Genomic DNA, 25,047 nt, shown 5'->3' with positions numbered 1-25,047 from the left:
GCCCGGCATCGGTACCCGTCCGGTGGCGACCGCGTTGGTCGCCACAACGACTCTCGCTCCGAGAGCACGGCGCGATCCCGAACCCCCTTTGACTCGCCACAGCAGAGAAGGTCGACATGCAATACCTCACCGCCCTTCTTCCCCTCCCTGCCACGCTGCGCGCGTCGGCCGGCCTGAGCGGGCTCCTCTCCCAGCTTCGTTCGCGCCTGCCAAGACGGGCGGTCGCATCGCTGCCGCTGCTGGTGGTGGCGAGCCTCGCCTGCGCCGGCGCCCCGCGGCCGCTCGCGGCCCAGGAGGTCGCTGACGCCGACATCGACAAGCTCGCCGCGCGAACCATCTTCTTCGGCCATCAGTCGGTCGGCTGGAACATCATCCAGGGGATCGAGGCGACGTTGAAGGCGCACCCGGCGGCAAGGTGGCCCATCCGCGAGATCAAGACCGCGGATGCCGAAGGGCCGGGCCTTCTCCACGCCGAGCTTGGCCAGAACGGCAACCCGCTCTCCAAGCTCGAGGCGTTCGAGCATCTGGTGCGCGGCGGAATCGGCGACCACGCCAACGTCGCGTTCTTCAAGTTCTGCTATGCCGATTTCGACAAGGACAGCGACGTCGCCGGCCTGTTCGAGCGCTACAAGCGGACCATGGCCGAGCTGGCGCAGGCCTACCCCAAGACGACATTCGCGCATGTCACCGCGCCGCTGATGGCGCCCGAGCAGGGCATCAAGGCGATGATCAAGCAGGCGCTGGGGCGCTACGACCCCGCCAATGCCAAGCGCAACGCCTTCAACGAGCTGCTCCGGCGCGAATATGCCGGCAGCGGACGGCTGTTCGACCTCGCCGTGGCGGAATCCACCAAGCCCGACGGCAGCCAATGCACCGTGTCCGCCGGCGACCAGCGCGTGCCGTGCCTCGTCCCCGACTACACCGACGACGGCGCCCATTTGAACGCGCTCGGCCGAAACGCGGTGTCGCCGCGATTCGTGGCGTTTCTCGCCGGCCTCGATTAGCCGATCCGATCGATCCAGCCGGACACGTTGAGTCAGTGTTTCGAATTCTGGCCGATCAGTTGCGGCGCGCAGCTACGGCTTTTGGCCCGGCACCAGATCGAGCGAAAAGCACCGCGCCGGATTGCCCATCGCCAGCATCTCCGCCGGCACGTCGCGGCGCACCACGCTGCCGGCCGCCACCACGGCGCCGCGGCCAACCCGCACCCCCGGCGCGATCACCGCGCCATGGGCGATCCACACCCCGTCCTCGATCTCGATCGGCGCCGGCGGGCCGAAATCGGCCGCTGCGTCGTCCAGCACCACGAACGAGGCGATCAGGCAGTTGGCACCGATGCGGACCGACGACGTCGCTCTGAGCCGCGCGCCATAGTTCAGAACCGTGTTCGCGCCGATGACGATCTCGGCGCCGGCGCCGCTTGCCAGCTCGGTCGGCGCAATGCCGTCGAGCAGCACCGCGTTGCGGCCGATGCGGATGGAACCCGGCCCCGACACCCGCACCTCGCCTTCGGCATAGGCTCCGCTCGCCAGCTCGCAGCCGCGCAGGACGAGCCGGGTGCGCCAGCGATAGAACGTACGCAGACCCCAGCCGCCGGCCCGTTTCAGCAATGGCGGCGTCATGACCGCGGTCCCGCCCGTCCGACCACGCGGGCGGGAAAGCCGGACACCACAGCGTCCGGCGGAATCGCCCGCGACACCACCGAGCCCGCCTGCACCCGCACATTGTCGCCGAGCCGGGCGCCCGGCAGCAGGATGACGTTGTCCTCCAGCACCACGTTCGCGCCGATCCGCACCGGAACCGGCTTTGGCTGCACCAGCCGGTCGCCCCGCAGCGGGTGGAAGTTGTTGTCGAGGATCTTGCAGAACGCGCCGATGCGGCAGCCGTCGCCGACCACCACCGCACCGGTCGCCTCCAGCGAGGCGCCCGACGAGATCACCACCCCATTGCCGATCTCAAGCCGCGCCCCCCGTTCGACGTGCAGTTCGACCGGGCACCGGCTGGCGTCGATGACGACGCCGTCGCCGAACATCAAGGTGCCGTAGCCGCGGAACCACACCCGCCCGTTGATTTTCGGTCGCCCGCCGTGGCTTAGCACGAGCATCTTCAGCCGCGACCAAACATAGACCGGCATCGACCACCTCGGCGCATCCCGCGTCCGTGCGAACCGCGTTTCACCCCGGCAGGCGGAAACGGCGAGCCCCAGCCAACAGCCCACCAGAGCGCGATTGTCCGGCCACACTACCAAAGCTGGGACGCAGAGGCGACCGCGGCGGCCGGGGCCACCTGCTCAGGGCATAACGCTGGACGAGGGCGCCCCCGCGAGGACATTTCCGGCTTCGGCATGCAGCGCCTCGAAGGCGGCGATCTGGTAGGTGAGGTCGGCGAGACGGCGAGCGCCCACCACCATCTGCTCCTCAAGCGCGCCGAGCCGCCCTTCGTGGGAGGCGTCCTGATCGTCATAGAGAAACGCGGCGCGGGCGCGCACATCCTCCAGGCGACGGCTGAGGCCGTCCCGCTCGCGGCACGCGCTCTCGATCGCCTGCGCCAGCGCCGCCTGCACCGCGGCAATGCGCGCGGCATCGGTGGCACGGTCGCGATCCGGATCGCGCGTTCGGAAGATGAGCCCCCAGTTCACCATGACGAAAGGCTTCGGTCCCCCGCTGCCGTTGGTTCCGTTGGCCCGCCCTGCCGCAACGCGGCATCTTGGCGTTTCGAATCGCACCTTCGGTTGTGGCTCATTGATACCGGACAATCCGGTGCGGGCCAACCGACCGTACCGTCGCACCGGCCGGGCGGCCGAACTGGTTCGCTTACGGCTCGAATGCCGAGATCGCGGCTTTCAGATTTCGTTCGCCGCGATAACATGGCGACCTTGTCGAATCCGGAGATCTGGTCCCTGGTGGACGCCCGGTGTTCCCGTGGCCGGCTTGTGCCGCACGGCAATCCAGAGATATCCGCATGAATGACGCCGTCGTCGTTTTCGGGGGATCGGGGTTCGTTGGAACTCACCTCGTTCGTCATCTTGCCGCGGACAGTGCAGACGACGTCGTCTCCATCGACCTGCTGCCGCCACGTGAAACCCTGGCGGGGGTCGACTACCGCATCGGCGACGTGCGCGACCTCGCCGGGCTGGACCTCGGGCGGCCGGTGGCGCGCATCTACAATTTCGCCGCAGTGCACACGACGCCTGGCCATCCCACCCACGACTATTACGACACCAACATCCTCGGCGCGCTGGAGGTCACCCGCTTCGCCGCCCGCAGCGGCGCCCGCGAGATCGTGTTCACCAGTTCGATCTCGGTCTACGGCCCAAGCGAGGACACCAAGACCGAGGCCAGCCCGCCGGCGCCGGAATCGGCCTACGGCCATTCCAAGCTGATTGCCGAGCGCCTCCACCGCCACTGGCAGGAGGCAGCGCCCGACCGCCGGTTGGTGATCGTGCGGCCAGCCGTGGTGTTTGGCCCCGGCGAAGGCGGCAATTTCGCCCGCCTCGCCGCGCTGCTGAAGAAAGGCGTCTTCGTCTATCCGGGGCGGAAGGACACCATCAAGGCCTGCATCTATGTGCAGGACCTGCTCGAGGCGATCGAGTTCGCGCGGTCGCAGCCGGAATCCGTCACCCTGTTCAACGCCGCCTACCCGCAGCGCTACACGCTTGAGCAGATCGTCGAGACGCTGATCCGGCGCCATTTCCCCAAGGCCCGCACCGTGCTGGTGCCGCTCCCTGTCGTGCTCGCCGCTGCCAAGCTTCTGACGATGCTCGACGTTTTCGGCCTCGGCATCCACCCCGACCGGGTGATGAAGCTGGTGCGCTCCACCGACATCTATCCGGCCTGGCTGGTGTCGCGGCAGCGCCTGTTCCCGGACGCACTCGACCGCGCGGTCGAGCTGTGGTCGGCGCAAAGCCACGGCACGTTCGTCTGAACAGAAACCGTGCGCAGTGCGCGCCAAGGCGCCGTGCCGCCGACATCCGAGGCCGGCCGGCCCCGGCCGAGACCTCGCGCTGTCGTCCCGGACAAGCGGCGAAGCCGCGAAATCCGGTACCCATGATCCGCGAGGGCGAAGAAGCGTGCGGAAACCCGCTTCAGCGGTTGGCGACTTCCAGATTGCGCCGTAGCGCGTCGATTTCGCCCTGCAGCCGGCGCAGCTCCTCCAGCGACATGCCGGTGGCCTCCAGGATGCAGCCTGGCACCACCCGCGCCTTGGCCCGCAGCGCCCGGCCGCCCGGGGTGAGCCGCACCCGCACCACCCGCTCGTCGGCGTCGTCGCGAGCGCGGGAGAGGTGCCCCATGCCTTCAAGCCGCTTGAGCAGCGGCGTCAGCGTGCTGGAATCGAGCGACAGCACCTCGCCGATGCCGCCAACGGTGCGGCCGTCCTCCTCCCACAGCACCACCATCACCAGATATTGCGGGTAGGTCAGCCCCATGTCGGCCAGCAGCGGCTTGTAGACGCGGTTGAACGCCAGCGCGGCCGAATAGATCGAGAAACAAACGAAATCGCCGAGAAAGGGCCCGTCGTCGGGCGGGTTCGGCGATACCCCCGCGGCCATGCGCGCTCTCCTGCTCGGTCGCCACGCCGGGGTGCGGCGCGTCGCCGCCCTACCGATAAATCGTACGCAATACAATCGCAAGCGCTTGACAGCTGATCCCGGCCCTGCGATATTTATCACACGATTTGATCGTCCGCGATACACCTAGCGCCGATCGAACACCTCGTCGACCGGATCAGAGCTGCCGGCCCCACGCTCGGCAGCCGGCTGTACCAGTCGACGCAATCGCGGCGCCACCCCCGAGCGATCGGGCCAGGTGACGCGCCGAAAACAACGCGGCGATGCCCCCGCTCGCCGCCGGGAAGACCGTTGCGGTGCGCCATCGGGTACCGCCACGGACATGGGCCGCGCCTGCCCCCGCCGGTGCGGCCCATAATCGCGGTTCCGAATTGTGCGGCGCCGAGCCTGCAGTTCGAGACGACGTTTGCTGTGTGAAGTCCCTCGCTCGAAGTCCTCCGCCGGGTGCCAATTTGCGTTGGTGTTCGGAGACGAAAACTGGCCGGTTTCGTCCTGCACCAAGCCCCCTCGGTGCAGATGAATCACCTCCCCGTGATGCCCGACCGGCCCACCCCGCCGCTTCATGCGGCGGGGTTTCTCTTTTCGCTCCCCCAACGTAGCGCGGTTGATCCTCCGCATGTCGCGCCGTGGCGACGCGCATCACACTTGCAAACGGCACGTGTGGGAGGGCGGCATGGTCCGGATTGCTCTGATCGTCGCGCTCGGGCTTCAAGCCGGCGCGGCCGACGCGTCAGGCCCGGTGCGCAAGACCTATAACGGCGGCGTGGTCGACGGCGCCGATGTCGCCGGTCGCCACATCATCCGTCTTCTCAACCGTGACGGCCGTCCGGTCGATGTGTCGGCGTTCGAAGGCCAGCGATTGCGGCTGATCGGCGATCTGCTGCCGGGCGACAACTTCATCATTGTCGACCGCCCGCTGCCGCTCGGCCCCTGCGCCAAGGGCCGGCCGCGGGTGCACCCGCGGCCGGCGAACGCTTGAACAGACTTGCCGGAGGATTCGAGCAAGATCCGTCGTTATGATGGGCGTCTTCCGCAAATCCCATTGCCAGCTTGCGGGACCTGCTGTTGGGGCAATCTCAGCTTGGAGCGGACCCCGGATCCAATCGGGCCCGCCGCCGCGTTAGGTGCCGACCGGCTCGGCATGTTGCGCCAGCGCCGCCTCCAGCGCGAGGGCAATGAAGTCAGTGCGGGCGACGCCGGCCGCCTCGGCGACCTCGTCCACCGCCGCCACCAGGTCGACGTCCAGCGCGAGTTCAATGGTGCGGGTCACCGCCACCTCGGGCAGCAACGGCACCAGCGCCAGCGCGCTGTCCTCACCGAGCAGCCGCACCACCTGCGGATCGCCATGCACGGCCTCGTCGGCCGAGCGCGGCTCGGGCAGCGGCTCGCCGCGGTCGAGCGCGGCCTCGCACCAGTGGCGCACCACAACCGCGGCGTCGGCCAGGGCGGCATCCATGGTGTCGCCCTTTGCGGTGCAGTGCGGCAGGTCCGGCAGCACGACGCGGTAGTTGCCGGGCTTGCCGGCAACGATGGCGACATAGCCGGCCGGGCGTGCCGCAGCGCGGGCGCTGGACTCGGCATGACGGGTCTGGGTCTCTGCCAGAAGGGTGCTGATATCGCCGGTGAAACCATCAGCGAATGCGGCACCACGCCATCGCGTTCGTTCGCGAGCCATCGATTCGTTGATCATGTACGTCCTCTTTGCAGTCGGGGGTTGGGGGAGCAAAGAAGCTGTTGCCGGTCTTATGCTCGTTTTGAGAACAATGACGAACCGGTGTGTCAAGGGTAAGGCGCCGCACGCGGACTACACCCTGACGTGTCGTCGCACCCCCGGTCGGTTCTCCTCACACGAGCGAAGCTTCCGTCGCTGATGTGGGGAGTTTTGCTCCGGATGGAATGGGGTTTGGCGATTTTTCCCAAGGTCGAAGCCGCAAGGTGCGGAAACTGTGCAATGCCTGCCCGGCACAATTCTTTTTGATTGCCGTGTTACATTTCGGGGGTAATCACCGCGCCTCCGGCGAAATCCTCCCCGGCGTTCGTCGAATCCCCGTGCGTCGAATGCTGGCCTAGAGTACCCGCCGCTGTGCCTGATTGCCCAAACCGGATGCCATCCAGTTTCCGCAATTCAAACGGACTTACGTCGCCGGATGTTCGACCCTGTTCCCACGTGCACCTGAACGTCCGTGCGAAGATGATTGCACGCCGCGAGAGACAAGCCATGGCCATGCGCGACGCCACCGACACGCCGATCCAGTACGACCCGGCTTTCACGCTCGACGAGCGCGTTGCGGTCTATCGCTGTATCCACACCCGGCGCGATGTGCGCGGCCAGTTCCGCCACGACCCGGTGCCGGACGAGGTGCTGGCGCGGCTGCTCGAAGCCGCCCACCACGCCCCCTCGGTCGGCTTCATGCAGCCGTGGGACTTCATCGTCATCCGCGACCCGGCGGTGAAGAAGAAGGTGCACGCCGCCTTCGCCTGCGCCCAGGCCGAGGCGACCGAGATGTTCGAGAACGAGCAGCGCGAGCGCTACCGCCGCCTCAAGCTCGAAGGCATCCTCGACGCCCCGGTCGGCATCTGCATCACCTGCGACCGCGCCCGCGCCGGCAAGGTGGTGCTCGGCCGCACCCACCAGCCGGAAATGGACCTCTACAGCGCGGTGTGCGCGGTGGAGAACCTCTGGCTCGCCGCCCGCGCCGAGAACCTCGGCGTCGGCTGGGTGTCGATCCTCGACTACAACGCGCTGCGCGAGGTGCTCGGCATCCCGCCCGAGATTCAGCCGATCGCCTATCTCTGCGTCGGCAGCGTCACCCACTTCTACGCCAAGCCGGAACTCGAAGTGGCGGGGTGGCGGACGCGCCTACCGCTGCACGATCTGGTGTGGTTCGACGGCTGGCACAAGCGCACCGGCAACGAACCGCTGCTCGACGCCATCGGGTGACCCCCCTCACCGCTCCGCCAGCGCCAGCCTGGCGCCGAGCGCGACGAACGCGGCGGCGAACGAGCGGCGCAGCCACGACATCACCGTGGGCCGGCCGACGACATAGGTGCGCGCCGCCGCGGCAGCGACACCGTAGATCGCGAACACCACGAACGTCATCGCCATGAATACGCCGGACAGCTCCAACATGCGGGCGACCGGGTGGGCCTCGCCGGCCTCGACGAACTGCGGCAGGAAGGCGAGGAAGAAGATCGAGAGCTTGGGATTGAGCAGGTTGATCGTCACCCCGCGGGCGATGATGCGCCCCGCCGGCAGATCGTCAGCGCCGCCCACCGCCAGCGCCCCGCTTTCCTTCAGCGTCTGCCACGCCATCCACAATAGATAGGCGACGCCGGCATACTTCACCGTCTCGAACGCCAGCGCGCTGGTGTGAAGCAGCGCCGCCAGCCCGGCGATGGCGGCGGCGATGTGCGGCACGATGCCGAGCGTGCCGGCGAGCGCGGCGATGACGGCGGCGCGCCGCCCGCAGCTAAGGCCGTAGGCCAGGGTGTAGAGCACGCCGGTGCCGGGCGAAGCGACGATGATGAGGGCGGTGAGCAGAAACTCGGCAGACATGGCTTCTCGTCCATGATTTCGAGGTCAGCCAGCCGCAGCCAGCTCCGGCGCTGCGAGCGGCGTGACTATGCAACGGACGGCAACGACTCGACGCGATCAGGCCGCACGCCACCATGCGCTCCACGTCGACGACGTGGAAGCCGCGGCGCGGCGGCCCTTCGGCGGCACGGGGACGAGGCCGGCACGGGGGCGTGGCTCATGGCGGGCATGGTAGCCGCCGGCAGCCGCCCCGTCATCCGGCTCGGGTGAAGACATAGAGCCGGCCGCACTCGGCGATGCCGAAGCGGGGGCCGGAAAAGCCACGTCGGATCAGCGCCTTGCGCAGCATCATCATGGCGCCGGCGTGGCTCACCACCAGCGTGTCGTCGGGCGCGTCCATCAGCCGGTCGGCGATCGCCTCGATATTGGCGAGAAAGGTCCGCTTCACGTCGATCTGGGAGCCGTGGGACGAAAACCACGCCAGCCGCAGCAGCCAGCGCCAGCCGGCGTAGGGCAGCCTGAGGTCGCCGGTGCGAAACGGGTTGAGCTTGGGCTCGCACAGGAATGGCGTGGTCTCGATCTCGCCCGGATAAAGCGCGCGGGCGGTGGCCAAGGCCCGCGGCGCGGTGGACGAGATGCAATGCCGCCACGGCCGCTCCCCGAGGTCGACCGGCTTCTGCCGAACCCCGGCCAGCTCGTAGTCGTCGATCCATTTGGCCATGTCGGCGACGGACAGCCAGCCCTGGGGCTGGCCGTGGGCAACTTCGAAATGTCGGATCAGGCCAAGACGCATGGCGAGACGGACCTGGTGAGGAGCGTGCCCGGCCCGACGGCCGCGCCGGCGGCGATTCATGCAACGCGGCATGAAGTCCGCCGGCCTATACCAGCCGGACACCGCCGGCGTCCACCTCGAGCATGACAGATCGCGACCGTCTTTTCACCGATCGGCATCCCCGCCGCCGCCGGCCCGCCGGCGGCGAGTCGGCAGCTCAGCTGCCGCCGATCAGGATGCCCGCCGCCAGCACCAGGCTGCCGCCCAGCACCACCTGGAACGCCGCGCGCCAGAACGGCGTCTCCATGTATCGGTTCTGGATCCAGGCGATCGCCCACAGTTCGACGAACACCACGGCGCCGGCGATGGCGGTGGCGGTCCAGAAATGCGGGATGAGGTAGGGCAGCGCGTGGCCGAGGCCGCCGGCCGCCGTCATGATGCCGGAGGCAAAGCCGCGCTTGATCGGCGAGCCGCGGCCCGAGATCACGCCGTCGTCGTGCGCGGCTTCGGTAAAGCCCATCGAGATGCCGGCGCCGACCGAGGCGGCCAGCGCGACCAGGAACGTGGTCCAGGTGTCCTGGGTGGCAAACGCGGTGGCGAAGATCGGCGCCAGCGTCGACACCGAGCCGTCCATCAGCCCGGCGAGGCCCGGCTGCACCCAGGTCAGGATGAACTGGCGGTGGGCCCGCTCGCCCTCCTCCTTGCCGGCATCGGAGGTCTCAAAGCCGGCGACCAGCGCCTCGGCCTTCTTCTCGTGCTTTTGCTCGGCGGCGGCGAGGTCGCCGAGCAGCTTGCGGGTCGAGGGGTCGGTCGAAGCCTGGGCGGCGCGGGTGTAGAACGCGGCCGATTCGTATTCCATGCGCTCGGCCTCCTGGCGGATGCGGTCGAGCGAGAGGTTCTCGACCAGCCAGACCGGCCGGCGCGAGTAGAAGCCGGCGACGTGCTCGCGGCGAATCAGCGGGATCACCTTGCCAAAGCGCGTCTCATAAGCGTCGATCAGCCTGCGGCGGTGGGCGTTCTCCTCCGCCGCCATGGCGTCGAACATCTCGGCCATCGCCGGGTAGTCGGCCCGCAGCCGCTCGGCATAGCTGGCGTAGATTCGGGAGTCGTCCTCTTCCGAGGAGATGGCGAGCGCCAGCACCTCGGCCTCGGAGAGGTCGGAGAAGCGGCGGCGGCTGGCGAAACCGGGAAGCATGGCTGGCGTACCTTATTTAGAAATATTCTAATATGCCCTTAGCGCAGCCGCCCGCTGCTCGCAACGTCAACCTAACGGCAACTGGCGCGGGAATGGGCAGGCCAAGCTCAAGCAATACTGCCGGCGCGCTGGCGCGGAAACCCCAAGCCGTGCGCCGTCCGAGCAGTGAGACCCGCGGAGCCGAAGCGCTATACCAGCTCCAGCTCCCCAAGGCTGAGGTCGAGCGCCGGAGCGAAGGCGAAGTGCAGCGTGTGGTCGGGCGGCACGGTGTTTTGCTCGCGATAGCCGTCGATGCCGGGGGCGCGGCGGATGTGCGCCTGAAGGCTGTTCGCCTCGATCACCCACACCTCGCGCACCCCGGCGGCGGCATAGATGCGGGTCTTGCGGTCGAGGTCGTAGGCGAGGCTGGTATCGGCCACCTCGACGGCCAGCAGCGCGGTGGCCGGGGACAGCGCCTTGAGGCCGTCGGCCCGGCGGAAGAACACGAAATCGGGCTCGACGAAGGTGTCCTCGCTCAAGCGGAAGGTGGTTTCCTGCGCCAGTCCGATGCCGGACGGAAGCCGGGCGCTCCAGAATAGATTGAGGCTGACCTTGATCACCTCATGACGAATGCCCTTGGGTGACATCGGCACAATCTCCCCGCCGATCAGCTCGAACCGCTCGTCCTCGGCGAAGATGCCGGCCTCAACCATCGCCGCGACCTCGACCACGCTGAGGCGGCGGCGCATCAGGCCCTCGGCGGCCTGGGTGGTGAGCGGGAGATCGGGGGGGCGCAGCATGTGGTTCATGGCCAAAGACTACCACGGGTGGCGCTTGCGCCGAAGCCCGCGTGCCGCCGAGTGCTTCAGGACCCGTCGTCCCGGCTGAAGCGAAGCGCAAAGCCGGGACCGTTCTGAGATTTGCGCGCGTCTTCCGCTGCGCCGGATCATGCGCCCTTGGCGCCGGCTCAACGACGATCATTCTGCCGACGATCCCGGGTCTCGGCCGGATGCTCCGCAGGATGCTCGCATCCTGCCTCGCCCGGGACGACGGGCTTTCGGCCCGTCACACCGGCGGCTTTTGGCTTTCCATCATCGCGGCGAAGCGGGCGAACAGATAATGGCTGTCCTTGGGGCCGGGCGAGGCCTCGGGGTGGTACTGCACCGAGAACGCCGGGCGGTCGGTGAGCGCGATGCCGCAATTGGAGCCGTCGAACAGCGAGACGTGGGTCTCCACCGCATTCGCCGGCAGCGTGTCGCGATCCACCGCAAACCCGTGGTTCATCGAGGTGATCTCGACCTTGCCGGTGGTGATGTCCTTGACCGGGTGATTGGCGCCGTGGTGCCCCTGGTGCATCTTGCGCGTCTTGGCGCCCACCGCGAGGCCGAGCATCTGGTGGCCGAGGCAGATGCCGAAGGTCGGCACCTTCTCATCCAGCAGCTTCCTGATCACCGGCACGGCGTAGCGCCCGGTGGCGGCGGGATCGCCGGGGCCGTTGGAGAGGAACACCCCGTCCGGCTTCAGCGCCAGAACGTCCTCGGCCGACGTGGTCGGCGGCACCACCGTGACCTTGGCGCCGGTGCCGGCCAGAAGGCGCAGGATGTTGCGCTTGATGCCATAGTCGATCACGACGACGTGGCGGCTGGTCGCCACCTGTTTGCCATAGCCGGCCGGCCACTCCCAGGTGGTTTCGTCCCAGGTGAAGCGCTGGGTCGAGGCGACCTTCGGCACCAGGTCGAGCCCATCCATCGACGGCAGGCCGGCGGCCTCGCGCTTCAAGGCCTCGACATCGAAGCAGCCGTCGGGATCGTGCACGATCACCGCGTTCGGCATGCCCTTGTCGCGGATGCGGGCGGTGAGCGCGCGGGTGTCGAGCCCGGAAATGCCGATGATGCCGCGCGCCTTCAGCCAGGCGTCGAAATGCTTGGCGGAGCGCCAGTTGGAGTGGGTGGTGATCGGCGAATGCAGCACCACGCCGCACGCGCCCAGCACCGCCGCCATGTTGACGGTCTCGATGTCCTCGTCGTTGGTGCCGACGTTGCCGATATGCGGGAACGTGAAGGTGACGATCTGGCCGGCATAGGACGGGTCGGTCAGGATTTCCTGATAGCCGGTCATCGCCGTGTTGAAGCACACCTCGCCGGCGGCCTTGCCGATGGCGCCGAGGCCGAAGCCTTCGAGAACCAAACCGTCGGCCAGCACCAGCAGCGCAGTGGACCTAGGGTCATGCCAATTGTCTTGTTCGCTGCTCATCGCTCGCCTACATATGAGCCCGCGCAAACGCGCGCGCCGCTAAAGCGGCACGCGAGCGCGGGACGTTGTCGGATCATGACCGTCAAATTATGTGACAACGGTCCGCGCGTCAACCGTTGCGAAGATCAATAATTGCGTGCTTTATCAAATAGATAAGCGCCGCCCCACCTGCTTTGAAGCAGGCGAGGCGTCATCTCTCGAAAGGCTCAATCCGTGATCCGTGCCACCCTCACCGAGGCGCTCACCAAAGCCGTCAAGGCCCAGGACAAGCGTAGGATGTCGACGCTGCGTCTGATCACCGCCGCGCTCAAGGACCGCGACATCGACGCCCGCGGCAATGGCAAAGGCCCGCTGTCGGACGACGAGGTGTTCGCGCTGCTCGCCAAGATGATCAAGCAGCGCCAGGAATCGGAAAAGATCTACGCCGACAACGGCCGGCCCGAACTCGCCACCCAGGAGCGCGAGGAGATCGAAATCATCGCCTCGTTCCTGCCGCAGCAGCTCAGCGAGGACGAGGCCAAGGCCGCCATCGCCGCGGTGGTCACAGAAACCGGCGCCGCCGGCATGAAGGACATGGGCAAGGTGATGGCGGTGCTGAAGGAGCGCTTCGGCGGCCGCATGGATTTCGGCAAGGCGTCGGGCTGGGTCAAGGCCGCGCTGACTTGAACCGCCTCAGGTCCCGGTTCTCGGCTTTGCCGCCTTGGTGCCGGCGCGCGGCGCCGGCTTCGGCGGTTGCGCGCGCATATAGGCGCGCAGCACCGCGTTGATGCGCTTCTGGTAGCCCGGCCCGGCCGCCTTGAAGAAGTCGAGCACGTCGGGATCGAGCCGGATCGAGATCGGCACCTTGTTGGCGGGCACCACCACCTCGGCGGTCGACCAGTCGATCGACTGGGCCTCCTGCCAATTGGGATCGTCCGCCATCAACGCCGCGATCTCGGCGTCGGTCATTTTGTCGATGCGATCCCAGTCAGTCTCGCCCTTCATCTGGCGGATTTGGGAAAGCGTGTAGGTACGCTCGTCGTTCATTTGCGCTCGCGGGCCATGCTGTGATGATCCGCAGCTTCGAGCCACGGATCGTGTAGACGATGACAACAAACCGGCGGTTGTCGGTTCGGCAGACTGCGAAATATCTGGTCTCGCCGTCGCGGTCCGACCGTCGTTCCACCACAGGACCAAGCAGGAGCTTGGCAATGTCGCGAAAGTCGATGGTCCGCTCTCGAAGCACGATCAGTCGCTTCGTTTCATTCCACTCAAACCCCTCGATGCCGTGCTTGGCATCGCTGGGCCTCCATGGAGACTCGTCCCACTCGAAGCCGCCCCCGGCCATGGTGACCTCTGCCCGCACGCAACCGCGCGTTCAGATTGCGCCACCTATCCGCTGACGCAACGATGGCGGTAACAGTTGTATATCTTTGTGTATACATCAGAAGCCACCGCCGCACAATTCACCTCCGGCCTCGGCACCGGCTGTGTTCAGCGGGGATAACCGCTGCCCGCCCCGCGCCCCATTTGGGTGCCATGAGCGAGAATGCCGGGTTGTCTTCAGTGGCCCGAACGGCCGCACGCGAACTTGACCCGAACCTCATGCGCTTTTCGCCCCAGATCCTCGATGAGATCCGAGCCCGCCTCCGGGTGTCCGACGTGGTCGGGCGCAAGGTAAAGCTGGCGCGGGCGGGACGCGAGTTCAAAGGCCTCTCCCCCTTCAACGCCGAGAAAAGCCCGTCGTTTTTCGTCAACGATCAGAAGGGGTTCTACCACGACTTCTCGTCCGGCAAGCATGGCGACATCTTCACCTTCCTGATGGAGGTCGAGGGGCTCTCCTTCCCCGAAGCGGTGGAGCGGCTCGCCGCCGAGGCCGGCGTCAGCCTGCCCAAGGCCAGCCCGGACGAGGTGGCCAAAGAGGTCCGCCGCAAGACCCTGCACGAGGTGATGGAGCTGGCCTGCCGCCATTTCGAGGCCCAGCTGCAGGGCCGCGCCGGCGCCCGCGCCCGCGGCTACCTCGCCGACCGCGGGCTCAGCCCCGCGACGCAGCAGCGCTTCCGGCTCGGCTTTGCGCCGGACGACCGATCAAGCCTGAAGCAACACCTCGCCGAGGCCGGCGTGCCGATTGCCGACATGGTCGAGGCCGGCCTCCTGATCGCCGGCGAGGACATCGCGGTGCCGTTCGACCGGTTCCGCGACCGGGTGATGTTCCCGATTCTCGACCTCAAGGGCCGTGTGATCGCGTTCGGCGGCCGCGCCCTCACCAAGGACACCCCCGCCAAATACCTCAATTCGCCGGAGACCCCGCTCTTTCACAAAGGCTCGACTCTCTATAACGGCGGCCCGGCCCGCGCCGCCGCCCATGACGGCGCCGCGGTGGTGGTGGTCGAGGGCTATATCGACGTCATCGCCATGGTCACCGCCGGGTTCGAGGCCACCGTCGCCCCGCTCGGCACCGCGCTGACCGAGGACCAGCTCGGGGCGCTGTGGCGGATGAGCGCCGAGCCGGTTCTGTGCTTCGATGGCGACAAGGCCGGCCAGCGCGCCGCCTTCCGCGCCGTCGACCTCGCGCTGCCGCGGCTCGAGCCGGGCAAGAGCCTCGCCTTCGCCATGCTGCCGGAAGGCCAGGACCCCGACGATCTGGTGCGTGCCGGCGGTCGGGCGGCGGTGGACGCCATCCTGGCCCAGGCGAGGCCGCTCGCCGACATGCTGTGGGAGCGCGAGAGCCAGCAAGCCCAGATCGACACCCCCGAGCGACGGGCGGCGCTGGAGGCACGGCTCGCGTCGGTGCTTGACGCCATCGCCGACGAGCGGGTGCGGCGCTATTACCGCGAGGACCTCTCAGGCCGCATCGCCAACCTGTTCCAGCGCGCGGGCGGGGCGCCCGCGTTCGGCGGACGCGGCGGTCAAAACTGGCGCGGCCGCGGCGCGGCCACGGCGGCGCGGCAGTACCGCCGGCCGAACGGCAGCTTGATGCGGCTCAAGCCGACCGCAGCCGACATCGCCCCGCTCGGCGCCAGCTTCAAGCTCAGCGCGCTGGTGCGCGGCGCCGCCGCCGCCATCCCGGTGCGCGAGGCCCTGGTGCTGGCGATCTTCCTCAACCACCCGTGGCTGCTGCAAAATCACGCCGAGGAGCTGGCGGAGCTCGACTTCGCCCACCGCGACTGCGACCGGCTGCGACGGGCGCTGCTGGACGCCGCCGCCGAGGAGGTGCCGGGCGATGCGGAATCGATTGCGGCGGCGCTGAACCGCCACGGTGCCGCCGAAATTCTGGAGCGGGTGCGCCGGGCGGTAACCCACTCGGCCGACTGGCCGACCCGGCCGGAGGCGGCACCAAGCGACGTCGAAGCCTGCTGGACCCACGTGGTCGGCTTGCATCACAAGAAACGTACGCTATCTAGGGAACTTCGGGAGGCTGAGGCGGCCTACGCCGGATCCCAGAGCGAGGAGTCGCTGGCGTGGATGCGCGACGTGCAGGCGCGACTGGCCGCGATCGAGGGAACCGAAGCTCTGATCGAGGGGTTCGGCGCGGCATCTGGCCGCGCAGCGCGCGGTTTCTGATTGCCGGCGTTGAGGCCGTGCCTCATCAATAGAAAGTGTCGTCGCTCGCCGGCAGGGTTAAGACGCGTTTAATCGTGTCCGGCGAAAACTGAGTGTTAACCGGTCGCACTGCCATGGATGGCCGGACGGTGTGCAGGCCCCGAACCGGGGCGACGCAGGCCAAGCGAGTCAGAGTTAATTCCGACCCGCCCGATCCTGCAAGACCTAAAGCGTTCGCGGGATAGCCTGCCCCCTGCCATGACGGCGGCCGGCGGTCCTGCCTGGGAGACGAGACGGATATGGCGACCAAGAGCAAGGCGAAGGCTGTTCTGTCGGCAACGCCGAAGGCGGTGAAGCCGAAGGAAGAGGGTCAGGCTCCGGAGAAGGAGACCGACGCCCCCGACGGCCCGCTGCTCGACCTTAGCGACGCCGCCGTCCGAAAGATGATCAAGCTCGCCAAGAAGCGGGGCTACGTCACCTATGAGGAACTGAACGACGTGATGCCCTCCGAGGAGGTCACGTCCGAGCAGATCGAGGACACCCTCGCCATGCTCAACGAGATGGGCATCAACGTCATCGAGGCCGAAGAGGCCGAAGCCGAGGAGCAGGCCGAAGCCGAGCAGGGGGCGGAAGAGGAAGAGCCCGAGGCCGGTGACCTGGTCGAGGCGACCTCCGCCCGCACCCCGGCCCGCTCGGAGACCAAGTCCGAGCCGTCCGAGCGCACCGACGACCCTGTCCGCATGTATCTGCGCGAGATGGGCTCGGTCGAGCTGCTGTCGCGCGAGGGCGAAATCGCCATCGCCAAGCGCATCGAGGCCGGCCGCGAGGCGATGATCGCCGGCCTGTGCGAAAGCCCCCTCACCTTCCAGGCCATCATCATCTGGCGCGATGAATTGATGGAAGGCAAGGTGCTGCTCCGCGACATTATCGACCTGGAAGCCACCTACGCCGGGCCGGAAGGCAAGAACCCGCCGCAGCAGGACGGCGAGGTGCCGAAGATGGCCTCCGACGCCGCGCCGCCGCTGGCCGAGACCGAGCCGCCGGTGCCGGACCCGTCCGAGTTCGACGACGAGGACGATTTGGAGAACTCGCTGTCGCTGGCGGCGATGGAAGCCGAGCTCAAGCCGGCGGTGCTGAAGACGTTCGACACCATCGCCGACAACTACACCAAGCTGCGGCGGCTCCAGGAAGAGAACGTCAAGAACAAGCTGAAGAACCTGACGCTGTCGCCGGCCCAGGAGCGCAAGTACAAGAAGCTAAAGGACGACATCGTCACCGAGGTGAAAAGCCTCTCGCTCAACCAGGCCCGCATCGACGCCCTGGTCGAGCAGCTCTACGACATCAACAAGCGCCTGGTGTCGTTCGAAGGCCGCCTGATGCGGCTGGCCGAAAGCTATGGCGTCGACCGCGCCGACTTCCTGCGCAACTACCAGGGCTCGGAGCTCGACCCCAAGTGGCTCTTGCGCGTCTCCAAGCTCGGTGCCCGCGGCTGGAAGAACTTCATCACCCACGAGAAGGACGGCATCAAGAACATCCGCGGCGACATCCACAATCTCGCCGCCGATACGGGACTTGAGATCCAAGAGTTCCGCAAGATCGTCCAGATGGTGCAGAAGGGCGAGCGCGAAGCCCGCCAAGCCAAGAAGGAGATGGTGGAGGCGAACCTTCGCCTCGTCATTTCCATCGCCAAGAAATACACCAACCGCGGCCTGCAGTTCCTCGATTTGATCCAGGAAGGCAATATCGGCCTGATGAAGGCGGTCGACAAGTTCGAGTACCGCCGCGGCTACAAGTTCTCGACCTACGCGACGTGGTGGATCCGGCAGGCCATCACCCGGAGCATCGCCGACCAGGCCCGCACCATCCGCATCCCGGTCCACATGATCGAGACGATCAACAAGATCGTCCGCACCTCGCGCCAGATGCTGCACGAGATCGGCCGCGAGCCGACCCCGGAGGAACTGGCCGAGAAGCTCGGCATGCCGCTGGAGAAGGTGAGGAAGGTCCTCAAGATCGCCAAGGAGCCGATCTCGCTCGAAACCCCGATCGGCGACGAGGAGGATTCGCACCTCGGCGACTTCATCGAGGACAAGAACGCCATCCTGCCGATCGACGCGGCGATCCAGTCGAACCTGCGCGAGACCACCACGCGGGTGCTGGCCTCGCTGACGCCGCGCGAGGAGCGCGTGCTGCGCATGCGCTTCGGCATCGGCATGAACACCGACCACACGCTGGAAGAGGTCGGCCAGCAGTTCAGCGTCACCCGCGAGCGCATCCGCCAGATCGAGGCCAAGGCGCTCAGGAAGCTGAAGCATCCGAGCCGGTCAAGGAAGTTGCGGAGCTTCTTGGATAATTGATCGGCATATCTCGCCAGAGAGTTGCTTAGCTTGGCGTGATCAGGTTGCGGACGCTAGCCGTCCCGCAACCTGATCCAGAGATCTATTATTGCTTTATACATCCCAAGAAACTCGTCTTTTTCGTGCCCAGTAAACTTAATTTCCGAAGGCCTGAAATAGGATCGCCTTTGGATATCAATTATACGGAAGTCTGATGGAGCATATCCCGGAAGGGCTTCCCAAAGAGCCCAGAACCCTAGTCGGGCACCATCTTTGGGCAGAGCCGGCTCCTCGCTAAAATATGGATATATTATTCGGTTTGAACCATCCCACAATTTCACCGAAGCTGTATTTTCGATTTTGACGGCGGCCCCTAGCTCCGGAATATCTTTCATAGCTTTAATGTTTTGAGGAAAAAACTCGAAAGGTTCATTTCGCCATCGCATCTTCTCTTTCCACAGATCCAAGAAACCGTTGCACAGAACAGGATAAAGACGCTCCCTTCTTTTATTTGACTTAATTCTTATCTCCGTCTGAGCTATTAGATCGCACCCTCCGGCCACATACTTCTTTGCATCAGACCAAAAAGGTCCATAGAAATCGCCACCCGCATTATCAGAAGATGCTCTAGCCTTGTCCTCGCGGATATCTTTTAATAACAACGATCTCTGCTGACGTGCGTCGGAGAACGTTATTTGGAGAAGTTTTCTAAGATTTATTTTTCGCACAGACATTCAGTTATCTCCAGGACCGCCACCGCCGCTTGGCCACCAGACCCCAAGCTCAGCCAATAATTGCACAACCTCCTTGATGCGTTCAAGGTTTGTTCTTGTCAGTTAAATCGGGATTTCGTCTTTTCCGAGCACATACCGAGAGGGCGCCGTGCAAATTGAATCGGTGTCGGGGTTGGGCAGCTAAGGTGACGGAATGATCCAGATCGTGAAGGTCGTGGCCCTCCGAGCCTTGGAGGACCATCGCTTGTGGGTCCGCTTCTCGGACGGAACCGAAGGTGTTCGGCCCTTCGCCGACATTCTCGCCGAGGGCGGACCGATGGTGGAGCCGCTACGCGACCCGACCTTCTTCAACCGCGCGTTCGTCGAGATGGGTGTGCCGGCGTGGCCCAACGGCTTCGACATCGACGCGATTGCCCTGCATGAGGAGATGGCCGCCGCTGGACTCCTCACCCCCGCCGCGGCCGAATAGACCCAACGGAATACGCTTTCGCTATTCAGCCCTACGCCGCATGGCCAAGATCTCGGCGATGGCGCTCGACCTGCTGCCCGACAACCATCCCGGCATCGATCCGGCCTCGGTGTTCGTGCAGGTCACCGCGCTACGCGAGACCGAGTCACTGGCGGCATCTTGATACCGCGCCCGCCGAATTTATCTCTCCGCCGTCATGGCCGAGCAAGCCTCGACCGAGACCGACACCCACTCATCGTCGAGATTTGAGCAAGTCAACGTCGAAGCGTGGTTTCACACCCGCCGGCGGTCCCGGCTTGAAAGCGCTCTCTAACGGGACGCGCGCAATTGCGTCTCCACAATCAGGTGAGGCGAGATGTTTCGGCTTGGCCGCATTATCTGGCGCATTGCGCCGGGTCGATTAGAAATTGACTACAGCATCGCGGCTATCGGTGGGTTGAATTCGGTCAGATCAATGGCTTGTCCTTGTGGCTTCCTTCGCAGGTATTTGCCAACTGGATTACGTGAAATAGCAAGTATGGATTCGGTATAAACTATACTGTTTGAAAACGAATTTTGATTCGGCTATGGAAGACCGTCGGCTGCGAAAGCGAGAACTTGTCGCCGGTGGGCAGACCGGCCAATGAACGGCAGGCCCTGAGTCGGACTCATGAGTGCCCAAACCTTCGATTTGGTGAGCCTTTATGTATCCGAGCAGGAGCGGCTCAAGCGGCTCGTCAAGCGGCTCGTTCGCAGCCGAGCGACCACCGAAGACGTCGTCCAGCAGGTTTTCCTCAAGCTGCTTGCCAACGCCGAATGCGGCGCGCCCGTTCACTGCCCGGCCTACCTCGCGTGTGCCGCGCGGAACCTGGCTCTCAACCACCTGCGCGATGCGGCGCGGCGGGCGGAGGTCGGCCTGCCCGACGACGAACTGCGGGCGATCGTCGATCCCGGCCCATCCCCAGAAATGACGGCGGTGTTTCGATGCGAGTTGCGGCGCGTGCTGCGGGCGATTGCGACGCTGCCGCCCCGGCGCCGCGAAGCCTTCGTTCTCAACAAGTTCGAGGGGCTGAGCTATGACGAGATCGCCGCCCGCCAGGGCGTTTCGCGCAACACGGTGATTTCGCAGATCGTCGGCGCGCTGGCCGATCTCGATCGCCGTCTTGCGCAGCGTGGTCGCAGCGCGAGCGATGATGTTCGGCGCACAGAGGGGATGAGCCTCGCCAGTGGAACCCGAAGAGGACACAACGGACCCGGCCCTCAGGACAGCGCTGGAGTGGCTCGTCCGTCTTCACGACGACCAATCGACCGATGACGATCGGCGGGCCTTTCAGGCCTGGGTGAGCCAGGCCGACGCTCATGCCGCGGCCTGGACGCGTGCCCTGCGCCTGTGGCAGCGGTTCGATATCGTCAAGCCGGAGATCGACCGCCTGCGCCGTCGTCCCGCGGTGATCAGCCGCCGGACGCTGGTCGTCGGCGCCATCGCGACGGCAGTCGGGGCCGGATACCTCGCCGGGCGTCACGGTCTGTTCGCGGACGTCACCACCGGCATCGGTGAACGTCGAACGCTGATGCTGGCGGACGGCAGCACTGTCGAACTCGGCAGCTACTCGGCGATGTCGATCGAGTTCACCGACGCGGCGCGGCAGGTTCTGCTGCACCGGGGCGAGGGCTTTTTCGACGTGGCGGCCGATGGCCGGCCCTTCATGGTGGCCTCGGGCGGCGGCACCACGCGGGCGCTGGGCACCCGGTTCGACGTCAAATACGTCGATGATCTGGTGACGGTGGTGGCCATCGAGCACGCGGTGACGGTTGAGTCCGGCGACAGGCCCGCGGTCGTCATCGAGCAGGGTTGGCAACTCAGCTACGATCGGGCCGGGCCCGGCGACCCCACGCGCGCGGATCTCGAGGCGGCTGCCGCTTGGCGGAACGATCGGATCATGGTCCAGGACGTGCCGCTCCACTTGGTGCTCGCCGAACTCGACCGCTATCGCCGCGGCCGCATCGTGCTGCTGAGCAGGCAGATCGCCGACATCCCGGTGACGGCGGTGTTCGACACCCGCCGGCCTGACGACGCGCTGCAGACGATTGCCGATACCCTGCCGATCCGGCTGCTGCAGGCGCCCGGCCTCGTCACGGTGGTCTATCCAGACTGGTAGCGCTCTAACGTTGAGAAAAATGCGCGGTTGCGATCATTCGTCCACGCTCGTCCGGTGTCTTCCCTAGGGGAGGGCTGAAACGCCCTTCGGCGAGCCCGCCGCTTGCGGGACGTGGGGCGTTGTGATGGACGGCAAGAGGAAGACGCGGTCATACCCGCACCTTAAAAATGACAATGCGTGGCATAAGCGCTGCGGACGGACATTTGCATCTCTGGTGACGGCGGCGCTGGCGGCCGGGCTCGCGCTGCACACGCCCGCGTTCGCCCAGTCTCAACCGGGTGCACCCGGCGCCGCGACGGCAACATTCCGCATCGCGCCACAACCCCTGTCGCAGGCGTTGGTCGAATTCTCGCGGACCACCGGCATCCAGCTCTTCGTCACCGCCGACGTGGTGCGCGGCGTCAATTCACCCGGCGTGCAGGGAACGCTCAACCCGACCGCGGCACTCAGCCGGCTGCTGGCCGGCAGCGGCCTGAGCTACCGTTTCACCAACGGCTCGACGGTGACCATCACGCGGCCCGGCACCGCTGCGATCCCGACCGCAGGGGACGCCGACGGTGCGATCGCGCTCGACGTGATCGACGTCACCGGCGGATGGAACGCCGCGTCCGGCTCGGGCTTCCAGGGCACGCCGGACTGGGTCTACGACACGCCGGCCTCCGTCAGCGTGATCTCGCGCGAGGCGATTCAGACCAATCCGAACCGCACCGCACGCGATCTGTTCGCCAGCGTGCCCGGCGTTCTGGCCTCGTCCGACAACGCGCAGAATCCAGGGGTCAACGTCAATATCCGCGGCCTGCAGGACCAGAACCGCATTGCGATGATGATCGACGGCGCGCGCCAGAACTTCCAGCGCGCTGGCCACGGCTCCACCGGCTACAGCTATGTCGACACCGCACTGATCCGTGAGGTCGATATCGAAAAGACCACGACCTCGGGGGTCGGCAGCGCCGGCTCGCTTGGCGGCTCGGTCAATTTCCGCACCATCGAGGCCGGCGATATCATCGCGCCCGGCCGGCTGTTCGGCACCGAGCTCGACCTCACCAAGGGCGACAACGAATACCAGCTTGCCGGCTCGGCGTCGGCAGCGGCGCGCATTTCGGACAGCTTCTCGCTGCTCGCCGCCTACAGCCACAAGAAGCTCGGCGAGTACGCGATCGGCAAGAACGGCGCGGTCGACTATATCGGCTGGCCGCTGGAGGCGCCGGTGTTCACCGGGTCGGAGACCTCGTCCTACCTGTTCAAGGCCGAAGCCAAGCCGACCGATGCGTCGAGCCTGACCGTCAGCTGGCTGCGCTACGACGCGGCGTTCAGCCAAGGGCAGTCCGCCTACGAGGACGAGCAGGCCATTCTCAACGATACGCTGTCGGCCGCCTATCACTGGAAGCCGGACGGCAGCCTGATCGATCTCAAGGCGCGGCTTTGGTACAACAACGTCAAGGACGACGAATACCGCCCGAAGCGGTCGAGCGACCAACCGGAGACCTGGGTCAATTACAGCCTGGCAACAATCGGCGGCAGCGCCGACAACACCAGCCGCGTTCAGCTCCCTTTCGGCGATCTTTCGTTCAATTACGGGTTCGAGGGGTTTCACGACGACGGCAACACCGAGGCCACCGGCAGCGGCATCGACGCCAATGCCCTCCAGGCGTTCTGGTACCAGGGGGCCAATCCCACCGGCACGCGGGACATCTATAGCGGCTTCGGCAAGGCGACGTTCGAGCGCGACTGGCTCAGCCTGTCCGGCGGCATCCGCTACGATTACTATGATCTTGCGGCGCAGACGACGATCGGCGGCAAGCCGGTCACGACGAGCGAGCGCTATTGCCAAATTTATCGGGCGAACGGAACCTGTCGACTTTACAGGACAATTTATACGACCACCCATCCCAGCTACGGCGTGGATGTCGACCGGTCCGGCGGCGCCTTCAGCCCCACCGCCAATCTCACGCTGAAGCCGCTCGACGGCCTGCAGCTGTTCGGCACCTACTCGCAGGGCTACCGTCCGCCGACCCTGATGGAAGCGGCATTCGGCGGCGCGCACGTCGGCGGCTATGCCGGCCAGTACGCGCCCAACCCGGCGATCGAACCGGAGGAAGCGGAAACCTGGGAGATCGGCGCCAATCTGTCCTCCGACAATGTACTGGTGCCCGGCGACAAGGTGCGGATGAAGGTCGTCGACTTCTATCGCCGGGTGCAGAACTACATCGCCGTCGGCAAGATTTCGCTCGTGCCGGCCGTGGGCGTTGCCCCCTACGAATACGATGCCTACGTCAATCTCGACGGCCTGACGCTGATGCGCGGCGTCGAGGTCGAGGCGAATTACGACGCCGGGCCGTTCTATATCGGCGGCTCGTTCAGCTATCTCAAGGCCGATTACGCCGACACCTATCTCTACAACGGCGCGTCCTATGACGCCGCCTCCGGCGTGCTGTTCGTGCCGCCGAAGATGAAATACACGGTCGATGGGGGGGTGCGGCTGTTCGACAAGGCGCTGACTCTGGGCGGGCGCCTCACCCATGTCGGTGCCGCCGATCAGCATTTCGGCCTGATCTACGGCAGCTATCTGACCGACGCCTACACCATCTATGACCTCTACGGCTCCTACGCCGTCACCGAGGCCGTCAAGCTGCGCTTCGCGGTCAACAATGTGACCGATGTCGCCTACGTGCCGGCGCTCGGCCAAGTCAGCCTGCCCGCGCCGGGCCGCACCACCACGGTGTCCGTCAATTTCAAGTTCTGAGATCGGCCGGGGCGCCCGCGCTCCGGCCTCCGGGGTCCGTCGACGACGGACATTTGCAACTGAAACCAAAGGAGACTCGGGATGTCTGCGACCCTCACTCTGACCAGCGCCAGCAGCGATCTCGTCGGCTATCTTGGAGATTGGATCTATGGCGACCCGGTCACCGGCCACGGCTCGTTCTATCCTGCCGCCTCGCCCTACGACCAGTGGGCGGGCGGCAACACCAGTGCCAGCGTGATCCTGGACGGCGATTTCACCTACGTACAGGGCAATCTCCAGGGCACCGTCGATACGCTCGATTTCGGCACCGGCCTGTCGGGTTCCTCTTCGACCGGCTTCAGCCTCGGCACCACCGAACTGTCGATCGATCTTGACAGCGCCGGGCCGATCGCTTCGTTCGACTCCGCCATCTACGGGCTGATGGCCGGCAGCCTCACCAATCTCTACGCTTATTTCGCCGAGGTGGGGACCACCCAGATCGGCACTTCGGGCGACGACGTGCTCTACAGCTTCGCCGGCGACGACACGCTGACCGGCGGTGGAGATTCTGACACGTTCAACTTCAATCTCGATGTGAACGGCGCTGCGACCGTCGGCGATGATGTCATCACCGACTTCGCTGTCACCGACGAACTCATCGTGTTCGGCCTCGACAGCAGCTACGACAGCTATGCTGAGATCATCGCCGCCACCACCGACACCGGAGCGGGCGCCCTGATCGACCTCGGCGCCTATGGCTCGATCACCCTCGCCGGGGTCCAGGTCGCCGATCTTACGACCGACAATTTCGCGTTCGTCTGACGG

26 protein-coding genes are annotated in these 25,047 nt (G+C 66.1%); 13 read left to right on the top strand and 13 right to left on the bottom strand.

Annotated elements, in window-relative coordinates; genetic code table 11:
• The first annotated feature begins 116 nt into the window (after positions 1-116).
• On the top strand, positions 117-1,004 hold the full coding sequence (locus BVIR_RS04440; protein ID WP_082416691.1) for a hypothetical protein: 888 nt from the start codon (positions 117-119) through the stop codon (positions 1,002-1,004).
• A 72-nt stretch (positions 1,005-1,076) separates the two neighbouring features.
• On the opposite strand, the gene BVIR_RS17360 is transcribed toward BVIR_RS04440, so the two are convergent.
• The 3 genes from BVIR_RS17360 to BVIR_RS04425 form a co-directional block, all read right to left on the bottom strand.
• Positions 1,077-1,622: an acyltransferase gene (locus BVIR_RS17360; protein ID WP_055036607.1), complete on the bottom strand. Its 546-nt coding sequence runs from the start codon at positions 1,620-1,622 to the stop codon at positions 1,077-1,079.
• The gene (locus BVIR_RS04430) at positions 1,619-2,134 is read right to left on the bottom strand and encodes an acyltransferase (protein ID WP_055036606.1); all 516 of its coding nucleotides are present in this window, start codon (positions 2,132-2,134) and stop codon (positions 1,619-1,621) included. Before BVIR_RS04430 ends, BVIR_RS17360 begins: the two co-directional genes overlap by 4 nt.
• 156 nt (positions 2,135-2,290) lie before the next feature.
• A complete protein-coding gene (locus tag BVIR_RS04425; RefSeq protein ID WP_055036605.1) occupies positions 2,291-2,641 on the bottom strand; it encodes a hypothetical protein in 351 nt (116 codons plus the stop codon).
• A 320-nt stretch (positions 2,642-2,961) separates the two neighbouring features.
• On the opposite strand from BVIR_RS04425, the gene BVIR_RS04420 reads away from it, so the two are divergent.
• Positions 2,962-3,924 carry an NAD-dependent epimerase/dehydratase family protein gene (locus BVIR_RS04420; protein WP_055036604.1) on the top strand — a complete coding sequence of 321 codons (963 nt, stop codon included), beginning with the start codon at positions 2,962-2,964 and terminating at the stop codon, positions 3,922-3,924.
• A 160-nt stretch (positions 3,925-4,084) separates the two neighbouring features.
• Here BVIR_RS04420 and BVIR_RS04415 read toward each other — a convergent pair whose 3' ends face one another.
• Complete coding sequence (locus tag BVIR_RS04415) at positions 4,085-4,549, bottom strand: MarR family winged helix-turn-helix transcriptional regulator (RefSeq protein ID WP_055036603.1); 465 nt, start codon at positions 4,547-4,549, stop codon at positions 4,085-4,087.
• A 691-nt stretch (positions 4,550-5,240) separates the two neighbouring features.
• Between BVIR_RS04415 and BVIR_RS04410 the strand changes: the two genes are divergently transcribed.
• Positions 5,241-5,546 carry a hypothetical protein gene (locus BVIR_RS04410; protein ID WP_055036602.1) on the top strand — a complete coding sequence of 102 codons (306 nt, stop codon included), beginning with the start codon at positions 5,241-5,243 and terminating at the stop codon, positions 5,544-5,546.
• A 141-nt stretch (positions 5,547-5,687) separates the two neighbouring features.
• Here the strand turns inward: BVIR_RS04410 and BVIR_RS04405 are convergent, their stop codons facing one another.
• On the bottom strand, positions 5,688-6,257 hold the full coding sequence (locus tag BVIR_RS04405) for a type II toxin-antitoxin system HicB family antitoxin (protein ID WP_055036601.1): 570 nt from the start codon (positions 6,255-6,257) through the stop codon (positions 5,688-5,690).
• 534 nt (positions 6,258-6,791) lie between these two features.
• On the opposite strand from BVIR_RS04405, the gene bluB reads away from it, so the two are divergent.
• A complete protein-coding gene (bluB, locus tag BVIR_RS04400; protein ID WP_055038679.1) occupies positions 6,792-7,508 on the top strand; it encodes a 5,6-dimethylbenzimidazole synthase in 717 nt (238 codons plus the stop codon).
• Between the two features lie 6 nt (positions 7,509-7,514).
• Here the strand turns inward: bluB and BVIR_RS04395 are convergent, their stop codons facing one another.
• The 5 genes from BVIR_RS04395 to carA form a co-directional block, all read right to left on the bottom strand.
• Positions 7,515-8,123 (bottom strand): LysE family translocator, encoded by a 609-nt coding sequence (locus tag BVIR_RS04395; RefSeq protein WP_055036600.1) that lies wholly within the window; start codon positions 8,121-8,123, stop codon positions 7,515-7,517.
• 232 nt (positions 8,124-8,355) lie between these two features.
• Entirely contained in the window at positions 8,356-8,895 is a 540-nt protein-coding gene (locus BVIR_RS04390; protein ID WP_055036599.1) for a histidine phosphatase family protein, read from the bottom strand.
• Positions 8,896-9,091: 196 nt separating this feature from the next.
• Complete coding sequence (gene mbfA / locus BVIR_RS04385; RefSeq protein WP_055036598.1) at positions 9,092-10,069, bottom strand: iron exporter MbfA; 978 nt, start codon at positions 10,067-10,069, stop codon at positions 9,092-9,094.
• Between the two features lie 188 nt (positions 10,070-10,257).
• On the bottom strand, positions 10,258-10,848 hold the full coding sequence (locus BVIR_RS04380) for a Uma2 family endonuclease (RefSeq protein WP_236823704.1): 591 nt from the start codon (positions 10,846-10,848) through the stop codon (positions 10,258-10,260).
• 265 nt (positions 10,849-11,113) lie between these two features.
• The gene (gene carA / locus BVIR_RS04375) at positions 11,114-12,301 is read right to left on the bottom strand and encodes a glutamine-hydrolyzing carbamoyl-phosphate synthase small subunit (protein ID WP_055036597.1); all 1,188 of its coding nucleotides are present in this window, start codon (positions 12,299-12,301) and stop codon (positions 11,114-11,116) included.
• A gap of 213 nt (positions 12,302-12,514) precedes the next feature.
• On the opposite strand from carA, the gene BVIR_RS04370 reads away from it, so the two are divergent.
• Positions 12,515-12,967, top strand: coding sequence for a GatB/YqeY domain-containing protein (locus BVIR_RS04370; RefSeq protein WP_055036596.1), 453 nt, complete (start codon positions 12,515-12,517; stop codon positions 12,965-12,967).
• 6 nt (positions 12,968-12,973) lie between these two features.
• Here BVIR_RS04370 and BVIR_RS04365 read toward each other — a convergent pair whose 3' ends face one another.
• Together BVIR_RS04365 and BVIR_RS16265 are read right to left on the bottom strand one after the other, a co-directional pair.
• A complete protein-coding gene (locus BVIR_RS04365) occupies positions 12,974-13,327 on the bottom strand; it encodes a BrnA antitoxin family protein (RefSeq protein WP_055036595.1) in 354 nt (117 codons plus the stop codon).
• Positions 13,269-13,628, bottom strand: a complete 360-nt coding sequence (locus BVIR_RS16265; protein ID WP_082416689.1) for a BrnT family toxin — start codon at positions 13,626-13,628, stop codon at positions 13,269-13,271. The genes BVIR_RS04365 and BVIR_RS16265 overlap by 59 nt, the downstream gene beginning before the upstream one ends.
• A gap of 257 nt (positions 13,629-13,885) precedes the next feature.
• On the opposite strand from BVIR_RS16265, the gene dnaG reads away from it, so the two are divergent.
• Positions 13,886-15,844: a DNA primase gene (gene dnaG, locus BVIR_RS04360; RefSeq protein ID WP_055038677.1), complete on the top strand. Its 1,959-nt coding sequence runs from the start codon at positions 13,886-13,888 to the stop codon at positions 15,842-15,844.
• Positions 15,845-16,122: 278 nt separating this feature from the next.
• On the top strand, positions 16,123-18,180 hold the full coding sequence (gene rpoD, locus BVIR_RS04355) for an RNA polymerase sigma factor RpoD (protein WP_082416687.1): 2,058 nt from the start codon (positions 16,123-16,125) through the stop codon (positions 18,178-18,180).
• A gap of 53 nt (positions 18,181-18,233) precedes the next feature.
• On the opposite strand, the gene BVIR_RS16655 is transcribed toward rpoD, so the two are convergent.
• A complete protein-coding gene (locus tag BVIR_RS16655; RefSeq protein WP_145911865.1) occupies positions 18,234-18,893 on the bottom strand; it encodes a hypothetical protein in 660 nt (219 codons plus the stop codon).
• Between the two features lie 193 nt (positions 18,894-19,086).
• On the opposite strand from BVIR_RS16655, the gene BVIR_RS04350 reads away from it, so the two are divergent.
• From BVIR_RS04350 to BVIR_RS04330, 6 genes are all read left to right on the top strand, one after another.
• Complete coding sequence (locus BVIR_RS04350) at positions 19,087-19,362, top strand: DUF2442 domain-containing protein (RefSeq protein WP_197604395.1); 276 nt, start codon at positions 19,087-19,089, stop codon at positions 19,360-19,362.
• Positions 19,363-19,402: 40 nt separating this feature from the next.
• Entirely contained in the window at positions 19,403-19,525 is a 123-nt protein-coding gene (locus BVIR_RS16650) for a DUF1902 domain-containing protein (protein ID WP_236823702.1), read from the top strand.
• Between the two features lie 486 nt (positions 19,526-20,011).
• A complete protein-coding gene (locus BVIR_RS04345; RefSeq protein WP_082416685.1) occupies positions 20,012-20,656 on the top strand; it encodes an RNA polymerase sigma factor in 645 nt (214 codons plus the stop codon).
• Positions 20,568-21,500, top strand: coding sequence for a FecR family protein (locus BVIR_RS04340; protein ID WP_055036594.1), 933 nt, complete (start codon positions 20,568-20,570; stop codon positions 21,498-21,500). The genes BVIR_RS04345 and BVIR_RS04340 overlap by 89 nt, the downstream gene beginning before the upstream one ends.
• A gap of 214 nt (positions 21,501-21,714) precedes the next feature.
• Entirely contained in the window at positions 21,715-24,243 is a 2,529-nt protein-coding gene (locus BVIR_RS04335; RefSeq protein WP_169788579.1) for a TonB-dependent receptor, read from the top strand.
• Positions 24,244-24,324: 81 nt separating this feature from the next.
• Positions 24,325-25,044: a calcium-binding protein gene (locus BVIR_RS04330; protein WP_055036592.1), complete on the top strand. Its 720-nt coding sequence runs from the start codon at positions 24,325-24,327 to the stop codon at positions 25,042-25,044.
• Positions 25,045-25,047: the final 3 nt, after the last annotated feature.

Source organism: Blastochloris viridis (genome assembly GCF_001402875.1).
Lineage (GTDB): Bacteria > Pseudomonadota > Alphaproteobacteria > Rhizobiales > Xanthobacteraceae > Blastochloris > Blastochloris viridis.
The sequence above is the reverse complement of the archived record's forward strand: the minus strand, read 5'-3'. Positions and strand labels throughout refer to the sequence as shown.